Consider the following 11450-nt stretch of genomic DNA (forward strand, 5'->3'; position numbering starts at 1 on the left):
ATCAAAAGCGGTAAGTTCGGCGCCGACGAGCTGGCTGAATGCCTGGGCCTTGAGTGCCTGCTGACCGATCTCGAATTGTTCATCTATGGTCATTGCCTTCTCCCGGAACTAACGACAACGAAGAATTGAATCAATGTTCAATATATGCGCATAGAATTGAACAGGGATTCATTCCATGTCAAATCGCCTATCGAGATTGCTGGCGCGGCTGCTTAGGAGTATAGGAAGTATAAACGCCCTATCCCGAGTAGTTGATCCTATTCCGACGTAGGCGAGAGGTCCATTCGCGCCGGCTTTGTCTGCTCGTTTTGCGGTTTTGGGGCATGCCTGCGGCTGCCTGGCAGGCTGAATCGGTGCATCGAGGGTTGGCCAACGCGCTGAGCCCGGCGTTGGCGCGATTCGGCCCTTAGCGCCGCCAAACGCTTAGCTTTGAGTTCAGCCAGGTTTCCGATGCAGCACGGGCGCCGGCGGAGCGCGTGCCGGTGGACGGTGGTAGGCATGGGCTCCGGCGCCTTTTTTCTCCAGATGATCGAGAATCGAGCGAATCACGACGGGATCCTCGATGGCGGCGATGATCCGCACCGCACCGCCGCAGGCCTCGCAGGTTTCGATGTCGATATCGAAGACCCGCTTGAGACGCTGTGCCCAGCTCATGGCGGCACGCCGTTGCCCGGGCGTTTTGCCCTCGGGGCTGGCGCGGCGGCTCGGACTGCCCTTGCCCCGGTGTGCCGGTGTCACCTTGGCTCGCCATTGACTATTCGGAGCGAACACCCCGTGGAATCGGGTGAGATTGACCCGTGGCCGCGGCACCAGCGCGGCCAATCGGGCCAGGAAATCCAGCGGCTCGAAAAAGACGTGCGTTGTTCCATCGCGGTACGGCGTCTTGAGTTGGTAGCGCACGAGGCCGTTGTTCGTCACGGCCAAGCGTTTTTCCGAGACCGCGGGGCGACTTATGTAGCGGCATAGTCGCTCCAGTTTGTTGCGTTGGTCGGCTCGAGCCGATACACCTGCGTGCAGGGAGAAGCCGCCGACCTTCCCAGCCTCTTCACCAAACGGGGGATCGTCCGCCGGCAGGGTTTGTAGCGTCATCACCTTGCGGCCGGCATTGGGGCCCACCGCGATCCGGTAGGTGATCGAGTGCCCCAGCAAGCTGTTCATGGGGTCATCATCCAGGTCTTGGCCTGCCAGCCAGCTATTCTCGGCATCACGCTCCAATAGTCCCTGGCGCTCCAGGTAGCGCCCGACCCGGCAGGCGATGGTATCGGCCAAGTCGGTTAGCTCCCTACTTAGCGGCGCCTTGACCCAGCGAAAGCGAACCCGGCCATCGGGACACTCGACATACACCCCGTCCAGAAACAACATGTGGAAATGAAGATTCAGATTCAGCGCGCTGCCAAAACGCTGGATCAGCGTCACAGCGCCCGTGTGGGCGCGATCGCAAGTGAAGCCGGCTTTTCTGACCAAGTGTGTGGCGATGGAGTAGCCCCCTAGGGCGTGTTGAGGTTTCATCACATGGGCAGCCAGAGCAGCGCACATGCCATGGCGACGACCGCTTCGTAGTGCGCCTTTAATTTATCGAAGCGACAAGCGATCGCACGGTACTGTTTGAGCCGTCCAAACGCATTCTCGACGAGATGTCGATACCGGTACAAACCGCTATCGAAGCCTGGATTGGCTCGCTTGGAATGACGCCGGCGCGGAATGACCGGCCGACTGGATCAAGTCTGGATCGCTGCTCGGACCTGACGACTGTCATAGCCTTTATCAGCGATCATGATGTCAACGCGAGGTATCGCGTCGACCAGGCGCGGCCCGATCGAGCAATCGTTGATCTGACCGCCCGTGATCTCGAAGGTGATCGGCAAGCCGTAGGCATCCACGGCCACGTGAATCTTGGTCGTGCGCCCGGCGCGACTGGGGCCGATCGCCTGCGGCTGACCGCCGCTAGCCCCGGCACTGTGCTGGTGGGCCTTGGCATAGCTGCCATCCATAAACGCCCATTCGAGATCGGGATCGACGATGCACGCATGGAAGATACGCCACCACTTGCCACTGGCTGCCCAGGCTCGAAAACGCTGATAAATCGTAGTCCACGGCCCGAAGGCCTGCGGTAGATCGCGCCATGGGCATCCGACCCGCATACGGTAGAGCATGCCCTCGACTGTTTGCCGCAATCGTGGCTTGTCGTAAATCGACTCAGCCAGCAGTATCTGTCTGAGCTTCGCCCAGAGCTTTTCTGAGAGCATCTGGCGGGCCATGGTGAACTCGTTTTGAAGCGGGGGTCGAATACCGCAACAATGCGAGTTCGCCATTTCATTTCAATCGCTTATGGCGAAACCTCAACACGCCCTAGAACGCCGGACACAGATCAGTGCTTAAATACGAGGTAGGCATATGACTGTGGATAGGACTAGTGCGATGGGTGGTGGGAGTGAATTGCTGGGGCCGGAGCGCCGGCGCCGCTGGTCTGTGACCGAGAAGGTGGCGATGGTCGAGCAGACCTACGAGCCCGGCATGACCGTATCGCTGGTTGCTCGACGCAACGGCGTGGCCGCCAACCAGCTGTTCCGTTGGCGCAAGCTCTATCGAGAAGGCGCTTTGACGTCAGTCGGGTCGGGCGATGCCGTGGTGCCGGCCAGCGAGTTCTCGGCACTCGAGAAGCAAGTGCGAGAACTGCAGCGCCTGCTCGGAAAGAAGACGCTGGAGAACGAGATCCTGAAAGAGGCCGTGGAGGTGGGCCGACGAAAAAAGTACATCTCGCGTGCGCCCTTGCCCGGCGACGACGATACGCGGTGAGTGCCGTGTGTCAGACACTACAGGTGGCTCGCTCGAACGTGGTCGCACAGCTCGGTCGTTCTCAGAGCTGGGTCGACGGGCGGCGTCGACGCGTGCCGGATGACACGACGCTGTTGGCCGACCTGCATGCCGTTATCGCTGATCGACCGACCAACGGCTACCGGCGCGTCGCGGCACGCGTTAATCGGAAGCGCCGTCAAGCGGGTCGATCGCCAGCCAATCACAAGGCCGTCTATCGCGTCATGCGTGATCATCAGCTGCTATTGGTCCGTCACACGGCCAAGCGTCCCGACCGGGCCCACGACGGCCGCGTTGCCGTCGAGACCAGCAATCGTCGCTGGTGCTCGGACGGCTTCGAGATCGCCTGCGACAACGGCCAGCGGGTACGGGTCGCCTTTGCCCAGGACTGCTGCGATCGGGAAGCCATGAGCTGGGTGGCTACGACTCGCGGCATCGATGCCGCCATGGTGCAGGATCTGATGCTGCAAGCCGTGGAATCGCGCTTTGGCAACGCCGAACGCGTGCCTGAGCCGATCGAATGGCTGACCGATAATGGCAGCTGCTATACAGCGGGTGCGACTCGAAGCTTCGGCAGGACGCTCGGTCTCGACGTGAAACGCACCCCGATCGCCAGCCCGCAGAGCAACGGCATGGCCGAGGCGTTCGTGAAGACGTTCAAGCGCGACTACGTTGCGATCAACCCGCGGCCGGATGCTGAAGCCGTAATGCGTCAGCTGCCGGGCTGGTTCGACGACTACAACAACACGCACCCGCACAAGGCGCTGAAAATGCGCTCGCCGCGGGAATTTAGACAGGCTCAGGCAAGTGAGAACGCGTGTCCGGTTTTATAGGGGCAACTCCAGGCGATGGCGCGGTAGACGATGGCCAGCACACGGGTCATCACCTCGGGCTTGTTGGCGAACAGGAAACGCAGCGGATACGGGAAACTCAGGACCCACTGTCGGACCGGCTGTTCCGGAAAGACCTCGTCCACCAGCCACGCCGCAGCCTCGGCCATGCGCCGAGCCCCGCAACTGGGGCAAAACCCCCGGCGCTTGCAGCTAAACGCCACCAGGCGCTCGGCGTGACAGTCATCGCAACGTACGCGCAAGAAACCGTGCTCCAGCCGACCGCAGCGCAGGAATTCGTCAAATTCCCGCTGCACGTAGTACGGCAGCGGCCGGCCCTCGCAGGCCATCTGTGCCACGAATGCGGGGTAGTGTTCCTCGACAATCCGGTAGAGCAGCGTTTGCTCTGGGCAGTGGCGCTGGTAGTGGGGTGCACTTGCCTGAGCCGCCGGGCTCGCACCACGGACTGTCCTCGCTCGTGCTGGGGCGTCACGGGAAACCTGGCCGAAACTCGCCGTGCGGCACTGGGACGTGGTGCGAGGCATGGTTTAGTAGACTGTACATCTGTACATCTATTCTGTCATGCCCCGGCCAGAACAGTTCGGCGGGCGAACCGCCGCTGTCTGTCAACGGCGCTTAGTAAATCCCGCGTGTATCCGGCGCCTCGAGCCGGCCGGCATCCGCAATCAGATTGATGGTTGCCAGCTCCTCGCCCGAGAGGGTGTCCATGCCGTTGACCGCCTCAATGAACCGCGCGTGTTCGGCCTCTGAGACCAGATCTTCGGTGTAGCGCGATCGTCTCTCGGGTGCGCCTTGTAAAGGACGACGAACTGGACAGCAGCAGGATCGCCGAAGCGCGCCGCGTACTCACCTTGTAGGCCTGGATCAGGCCATAGGCCAGTTCACGCCGTCGGGCTGCCTTCAGGGCTTTTCGCAGCACCTCCTGGAGCATCTCCTTGTCCAGGCTCAGGTCGGCGACGAGCTTCTTCAGCCGGCCGTTCTCTTCCTCGAGCTGCTTGAGTCGGCGCACTTCGCTCACGCTCAGCCCGCCGTATTTCTTCTTCCAGTTGTACAGCGTGGCCTGCGAGATGCCCATCTTCCGACAGACCTCTTCGGCGCGCGTACCGGTCTCCGTCTGTTTGACCGCGAACGCGATCTGTTCGTCCGTGTTTTCGACTTCTTCATGGTCCATTTCCTCCGCCTCTCAGCGTGATCGAAATGGCCCGAATTCTCTACTTCTGATCGCTACGCTTTTCAGGGAGAAGGTCAATGGCACAGCGCTTGGACGCTTGGTGTACGTTAGCCGAGGCCACCGGCCTCGCGCCCATGAAACGCTTCGTCACAATCGCTCCGATTGCTACCGGCTGGAGCAACAGTTTGCCAGATGGACCCCACAGAGACCGTGCCTTTGCACGGCGCACTACATAATCAAGAAAGTCTATACTGCTTGCCATGCCGGACTGGCGCCTTTTGTAGCCAAGTCATCCCAGGCGATGCCGACTGGCATTCCACAGGCAAGGCTTGCCGGATTTCCAATGAAGCGACCTGAAATGTGAACCGGACCAGCCTCCACAATCACGACACCATACGGCAACTTATCGGCAAAGTAATCGCGGAAGGCACGATGCATGACCGTATAGCTATACACGATGCCTCGGTGAGGTATGTCATGCCAGTCGAATTCGGTGGATTGGCATTGGGAGCAGAACCTGTGGGGTGGCCATTGCCATTGTCCGCAACTGCAGCACTGACGTGCCCGCAAGATCTTCTTTTGCAGTCCATCAAAGAAGCCCTTATAGGTGTGCTCATCAGGGTCTTTAGGTACCGGAAAATCTAATTGGTCAGACATTTTAAACTCCTGAAAAACTGATTCTAAAACTTAGCGACCCAACACCACGACAGAGCCATCACCATAGTCGCCGTAGCCGGTCACGAGACCCAGCTTGGCATCACGAACTTGGCGCTGGTCGGCTTCGCCGCGCAGTTGGCGCACAGCTTCAACGATATGGTTCATACCGGCAACGTGGGCCTCGGAGAGCAAGCCGCCATGCGTGTTCAAAGGCAGGTCGCCGTCCAGGTCGATGCGACCGTTGGCGACAAAATCTGGCGCTTCGCCACGCCGACAGAAGCCCAGTTCCTCCAGTTGGCGCAGCACGATGAACGTGAAGCAATCATAAATCTGCGCAAAATCCAGTTCGTCATGTCGGATACCCGCTTCTTTCAGTGCCCGTGGTCCGCACTTGGTGATACCCATATTCAGGATGTCCCGGCGACCCATGATGTCATCGGGGTAGTCTGCATGACCTTCCGTGGCACTTAGAATTTGCACGCCGCGACGCGCATTATTGCCTTGACTCACTAGTACTGCAGCCGCGCCGTCGGTTTCCAGGCAAATATCGAAAAGTCGGAAAGGCTCGACCACATATCGGGCGGCATCATAGTCCACTTCGGTCAGTGGTTTATCATAGAAATAGGCCGCCGAATTGAGATTGGCATGCCTACGGGTGGTCAAAGCTACCGTTTTCATGCCTGCGGGATCGGGTTGATACTGATAAAACCAACGGTTGGCGTGAAAACTATACCACTGCATCGGCGCATAAACGCCCAGCGGATGCTCAATGTTACGGCGAATTTCCTTGCCCGGAATAGGGATGGCCGAGTCCTCTTGGTCGCCAGAACTTAGCCGGGTTGTGGCCGAGTAGGCATTCCAACCAAGAGTTACCAATACTCTACTGGCCATCCCCAGGGAAACAGCCATCGCTGCCTGGGCAATCCCAGCACAGGCGGAAGCACCACCAATATGGAGATGCGCATGATAACGCAGATCTCGGATGCCCAGCGTCTTGATCAGGTCCTCGTTCGATGGCGAATCCTTCCAAGCCATGACCAAACCGTCGATGGATTGGGTATCAACCTCGGCATCGTAGCAAGCAGCGATAGCCGCATCCAGAATTTGATCTCGTTCACTACGTTGGGTACCCCTTGTGTAGGGTGTTTGGCCTACGCCGATAATTTGTGCCGAAAGCTTGCTCATGTCGTGTCAGACCTCTGCGGCAGAAGTAATCAGAAATGGCAGCCGAGCCCGTCGGACGCTACCGATTTCTTCAACTGTCTGCCGATACCGTGCAAAGTGACTATCCTCAATGCACTGATCAGCTCTGTTAATAGGCGCCCAGGGCATACGCCGTCGTTGGCTTTCGGTAAACAACCAGCCTGTATTATGGGTCTCGACCAAATCACGGAAGATATCTACGATTTCAAACATATGTTCTTCACGACTGTCAGCATTCTGGAATTTCTCATCTTCCAGATTATGCGGAATACCTTCATCATCCAGCCATTGCTTGATCATGGCAAAGCGTTTGTCATCGATATACAGTGGGAGCGCCAAAAAGTATTGACCATCAGCTGCCTGATGCTGCCAGCGTGGTGTTTCGCGTGGCATGGCGTGACGCCCCGTATGACGTAGCGCATCGGCGTGAGTGTAATCCCAGTAGGGAATGGACATTTCAGTCGACACCGACAAAGCATGCTGTACCGATATGTCCAGCCGTCTGCCAGCTGCCTGCGGGCTATTCTCGAGTTGTTTCAAGGCGGCCTGGACAGCAATGGCTGCCACCATACCAGCGATGTGGTTGGATTGACCGCCCGAGCAGCCGATGGGTAGCCCCGCTGCTTTACCATCATCATAGCCGCAGGATCCTAGAAATCCGCCCGCGGCCAACAGCGTTAAATCTGAGGCAGGTCGACCGGCCCAAGGGCCGGTCATGCCATAAGGCGTAATAGTACAGATGATCTGACGTGGGTTATCGGCCTGCAGCGTTTGCATGGCTTTCAGATTTAATACTGGCCACCCTTCGCCTTCCCGGCAGGCGTTGATGATGAGATCCTTGTCTCGAAGATCACCACGCAAGTCCTTACTTTTGTAACAGGGAATGGCAACCTGATAGTGCCGAACATAACGATCAGAGGTTGTGGTTTCGACATCATCTGTCACTTGAACGACATCCGCGCCCAGGTCATGCAGAATACGTGCGAGAAAACTACTAAATTGATCGCCGACCCAAGCCACTCGGAGGCCGTTATAGGCGCAGTTGTTCCGATTCACCATTTTGACTTCTCGATATGTACTTCATGGGGTATGCCTTCGGGCCAGAAAACATCTTCCTGTGCCAGCATTTCCAATTCCGCATCATCCTTTCCTAATATGTCATGCAAAATAGCACGAGTATTTCCACCTAAGATGGGAAAAATAGAGGTGAACTGCCAATCCGGGCCATCATCTAAAAAGCGGTAAGGCAAATCCTGAATGCCATGCTTACCCAGTTGTGGATGATCTGCCTGAGCAATCAGACCCCGGTGTTTCAATTGCGGATCGCGCTCGACCCGATCCTTGCCGCTTTGCACGGGGGCCGCTGGAATGCCGGCATTTGTCAATTCGTCCGCGGCCGTGTATTTATCCCGATTTGCAAAGTGCTTCTTGAGCATGCCTTCAATTTCGCACAAGCGCGAGGTGATCTCACGAACATCTAATCTAGCGTAGTCTTGCAGGTCAGCCACCAATGAGCATAGCTTTTGCCATTGCCCATTTTGCGTCACAGTCATTGCCACCCAGTCATCCTTGCCGCCGCCGGCGGTGGGATAGATGTTGCTCAACGGAGCGGTATCCCCGCGATAGCCTGCGTCCTGACCCTTTGCATCTAGAGAACGATTGCCATTGGGATAACTACTTGGAGTTCGCTTACCGTCGGTTAAATAATCGGTGAGCATAGGGCCGACCAGCACCAAGCCAGTTTCTACTTGTGACATGTCGATATGGCAACCTTCACCGGTCTTGATGGCTTGCCGCACCGCCGCCAGCACCCCGATCGCGCCCATATAACCAGCTGATACATCAAGGTAGGAGTACCCCCAGCCGGCGGGGTCGCGGCCGGGAACCCCTGACGCGGCGGTCATACCACTCATGGCTTGCGCCGTCGGCCCCCAGGTATTCTTATCTTTGTGTGGTCCGGTATGGCCAAAACCAGAAATAGATATGTAAACCAATGCAGGGTTGATCTGGCGCATTGTTTCGTAATCAAGTCCCCAGCCTTGTAATACAGACGCGGAGAAAGACTCGCTAACGATATCAACATGCTTGATCATATCCTTGATCAAATCGAGCCCGCATGGATCCTTGACGTTGATAGTCAGGGATTCCTTACCAATATTTAAGTTGGCAAAGAAAGCATCGTTGTTCCAAGTGCGCTTCTGAGTATCGGAGCGGAACATGACCGATCGCATCGGATCAGGCCCCTTAGGCCATTCCACTTTGAAAACTCGAGCGCCCAAGCCTGCCAAGTATCGAGTCATGGTGGGACCGGCTACACTCCAGGTAAAGTCCAGCACTTTAATGCCTTCAAGCGGGCCAGTATTTTTCGATGGCATGGTTCTCATATTGGTTGTTTGATATCTGTAGTATACATGCTTTTATTATGCAAGATTTGAATGTTCGCCTAAAGTCTAAAAAGGTGTTTGCAACGTAACGGCTATTCCCCGACGTTATTGTCTACGCGGTCTCTATATCGGATCGTATCGGCTTGTCGGCGAAGTGGCCTTTCCACAGCCTTGGGGTCAGCTCGGCGACTCTGTATAAATAGAGATAGACTGGGCTGGTCCAGCTCCCACGAACAGGTAAATCAAGCCACAGCTTGATGCGTTTGGGTTCTACCCCGCTCTTTCGGACGCTTCAAAGAAGGCTCAGACTGAGCCGAAGGAGTGTTCATGTCGAAGCGAAGGAAGTACAGCGCCGAGTTCAAGCGTGAAGCCGTGGTGCTGACGCGCCAACCGGGGGTCAGTTGCCGCCAGGTCGCGCTCGAGATCGGTATCAACCCCAACCTGCTGACCCGGTGGCGCCGCGAGGCCGAGACCGGTAAGGATACGGCGTTCCAAGGCGCCGGCACGCCGCGAGACCAGGAGCTGATGCGGCTCAAACGCGAGCTGTCACGGGTGACCAAGGAGCGCGATTTTTTGCGCGAAGCGGCAACGTACTTCGCCAAAGGGTCGTCCTGAGGTATCAGACGATCCAACGTTGTCGCACGCGCTTTACTATCCGTCTGATGTGTCGCTGCCTGAAGGTCTCGCCCAGCGGTTATTACGCCTGGGTGGCTCGCAAGCCGAGCGCGCAGGCGGCGGACAATCGTCGCCTGCTGGGCCGCATTCGTGAGCTGCACGACGACAGTGGCGGCGTGCTTGGCGCGCCGCGTATGCATGAGGATCTAACAGACGAAGGTGAGACAGCAAGCCTGAATCGGGTGGCACGCGTCATGGCCGCGAACGAGATCCAGGGCTGGCCGCGAAAGAAAAATCGTTGCAAGGCCAAGCCCAGCGTTCGACCCATCGGTATCCGTAACCATCTACAGCGCAACTTCACCGCGTCGGAACCCGAGACGAAATGGGTGACCGACATCACGGAGGTCATGACCGGCGAAGGCAAGCTATATCTGTGTGTCGTGATCGATTTGTTCAGCAAGCTCCTAAGTGAAGATCTGCTCCAGAATGGCCTTACATGGCCAAGGAGCATTTATGCGACGCAAACGCCGCACTCACTCATCGGCCTTCAAGGCCAAGGTGGCACTGGCTGCCGCTCAAGGCGATCGGACGCTCGCTGAGCTGGCCCAGCAGTTTGATGTGCATCCGAACCAGATTACGCAGTGGAAGCGCCAGCTGGTCGAAGGCGCGTCCGACACGTTCGATAAGGGCCCGTCGGCCTCGGACAGTCAGGCCCAGATCGACGCCTTGCACGCCAAGATCGGCGAGTTGTCGATGGAGAACGATTTTTTGGAGCGCGGGCTCGCGCGCTTCGACCCGAAGCGCGGCGGGCCATGATCGATCGTGACCATGACCTTCCGGTCACACGCCAATGCGCGATACTCGGCGTCGCCCGTTCGACCGTCTATGATCGGCGTCGATCGATCTCCGGCGCGGATCACACACTGCTGCAGCGCATCGACGCGCTGCATCTTGAGCGGCCTTTTCTGGGCAGCCGACGCATCGCGGATGCACTGGCCGAAGAAGACGGCCTGGCGATCAATCGCAAGCGCATACAGCGCCTGATGCGCACGATGGGCATCACGGCCCTGTATCCGAAGCCGCGCTTGTCACAACCGGCGCCCGGGCACCGTATCGCCTGCGCGGGCTCACCATCGACCGGCCGAATCAGGTCTGGACGAGCGACATCACGTACTTGCCGATGGCTCGAGGCTTTTTATATCTCGTCGCCGTCATGGACTGGTACTCGCGCAAGGTCCTGGCCTGGCAGGTCTCGAACACGCTCGACAACAGCTTCTGCGTCGATGCGCTACAGCGCGCCCTGGCGCGCTATGGGCCACCCGAGATTTTCAATACGGATCAAGGCAGCCAGTTCACCGGCACAGCCTTCACCGGCGTCCTCCAAGACCATGAGATCGCCATCAGCATGGATGGTCGCGGGCGCTGGATGGACAACGTCTTTATCGAGCGGCTCTGGCGTAGCGTGAAGTATGAAGAGGTCTATCTGAAGGCCTATGACAGCGGGCGCGACGCGCGGGCCGGTCTGGCCGACTACTTCGCCTTCTATAACACGAGGCGCCATCACCAGAGTCTTGATCGGGCCACGCCCGATCAGGTGTACTTCAACAGACAGCCGCTCCCGCAGGCGGCCTAACCCGGCAGGTCATCACTTAGAAATCGTTGCGGGCTGTCCAACGGTTGGGGTCCAGTTGATAGCGCCGCTTGGTAAGCGACGGTCATGCGCTCGGCCAATAGACGCGGTTGCATTGGCAGTGC

The 11450-nt window shown here is 58.0% G+C and carries 5 protein-coding genes and 6 pseudogenes; 3 read left to right on the top strand and 8 right to left on the bottom strand.

The window, feature by feature from the left end; genetic code table 11:
• Positions 1-435: 435 nt before the first annotated feature.
• Together C41B8_RS18490 and C41B8_RS18495 are read right to left on the bottom strand one after the other, a co-directional pair.
• Positions 436-1476, bottom strand: a pseudogene (locus C41B8_RS18490) (transposase); the annotation flags it as partial.
• A gap of 32 nt (positions 1477-1508) precedes the next feature.
• Positions 1509-2258 (bottom strand): annotated as a pseudogene (locus tag C41B8_RS18495) (IS5 family transposase).
• A 160-nt stretch (positions 2259-2418) separates the two neighbouring features.
• Here C41B8_RS18495 and C41B8_RS18505 point away from each other — a divergent pair.
• Positions 2419-3647 (top strand): IS3 family transposase gene (locus C41B8_RS18505; RefSeq protein WP_156962592.1). Its coding sequence is split into 2 segments (ribosomal slippage): positions 2419-2743 and positions 2743-3647, totalling 1230 coding nucleotides; the frame shifts between segments, so codons are not numbered across the junction.
• A gap of 11 nt (positions 3648-3658) precedes the next feature.
• Here C41B8_RS18505 and C41B8_RS18510 read toward each other — a convergent pair.
• The 6 genes and pseudogenes from C41B8_RS18510 to C41B8_RS18530 form a co-directional block, all read right to left on the bottom strand.
• Positions 3659-4189, bottom strand: a pseudogene (locus C41B8_RS18510) (transposase zinc-binding domain-containing protein); the annotation flags it as partial.
• 376 nt (positions 4190-4565) lie between these two features.
• A pseudogene (locus C41B8_RS20265) lies at positions 4566-4829 on the bottom strand (transposase); the annotation flags it as partial.
• A 253-nt stretch (positions 4830-5082) separates the two neighbouring features.
• Complete coding sequence (locus C41B8_RS20270) at positions 5083-5493, bottom strand: Zn-ribbon domain-containing OB-fold protein (RefSeq protein WP_084189200.1); 411 nt, start codon at positions 5491-5493, stop codon at positions 5083-5085.
• A gap of 30 nt (positions 5494-5523) precedes the next feature.
• Positions 5524-6678: a thiolase C-terminal domain-containing protein gene (locus tag C41B8_RS20595; RefSeq protein WP_037341631.1), complete on the bottom strand. Its 1155-nt coding sequence runs from the start codon at positions 6676-6678 to the stop codon at positions 5524-5526.
• A 6-nt stretch (positions 6679-6684) separates the two neighbouring features.
• Entirely contained in the window at positions 6685-7755 is a 1071-nt protein-coding gene (locus C41B8_RS20275; protein WP_084189201.1) for a CoA transferase, read from the bottom strand.
• A complete protein-coding gene (locus C41B8_RS18530) occupies positions 7749-9080 on the bottom strand; it encodes a CaiB/BaiF CoA transferase family protein (protein WP_084189202.1) in 1332 nt (443 codons plus the stop codon). Before C41B8_RS18530 ends, C41B8_RS20275 begins: the two co-directional genes overlap by 7 nt.
• Positions 9081-9407: 327 nt before the next feature.
• On the opposite strand from C41B8_RS18530, the pseudogene C41B8_RS20280 reads away from it, so the two are divergent.
• Together C41B8_RS20280 and C41B8_RS18550 are read left to right on the top strand one after the other, a co-directional pair.
• Positions 9408-10156: pseudogene (locus C41B8_RS20280) on the top strand (IS3 family transposase); the annotation flags it as partial.
• Positions 10157-10208: 52 nt separating this feature from the next.
• Positions 10209-11328 (top strand): annotated as a pseudogene (locus C41B8_RS18550) (IS3 family transposase).
• The last annotated feature ends 122 nt before the right edge of the window (positions 11329-11450 follow it).

Origin of the sequence: Salinisphaera hydrothermalis C41B8 (genome assembly GCF_000732535.1) — a bacterium.
Lineage (GTDB): Bacteria > Pseudomonadota > Gammaproteobacteria > Nevskiales > Salinisphaeraceae > Salinisphaera > Salinisphaera hydrothermalis.

What these genes read in the sequence shown, in the direction of transcription:
- C41B8_RS20270 (WP_084189200.1), bottom strand. Translation starts at nt 5,493, where the DNA reads ATGTCTGACCAATTAGATTTTCCGGTACCTAAAGACCCTGATGAGCAC.
- C41B8_RS20275 (WP_084189201.1), bottom strand. Translation starts at nt 7,755, where the DNA reads ATGGTGAATCGGAACAACTGCGCCTATAACGGCCTCCGAGTGGCTTGG.
- C41B8_RS20595 (WP_037341631.1), bottom strand. Translation starts at nt 6,678, where the DNA reads ATGAGCAAGCTTTCGGCACAAATTATCGGCGTAGGCCAAACACCCTAC.
- C41B8_RS18530 (WP_084189202.1), bottom strand. Translation starts at nt 9,080, where the DNA reads ATGAGAACCATGCCATCGAAAAATACTGGCCCGCTTGAAGGCATTAAA.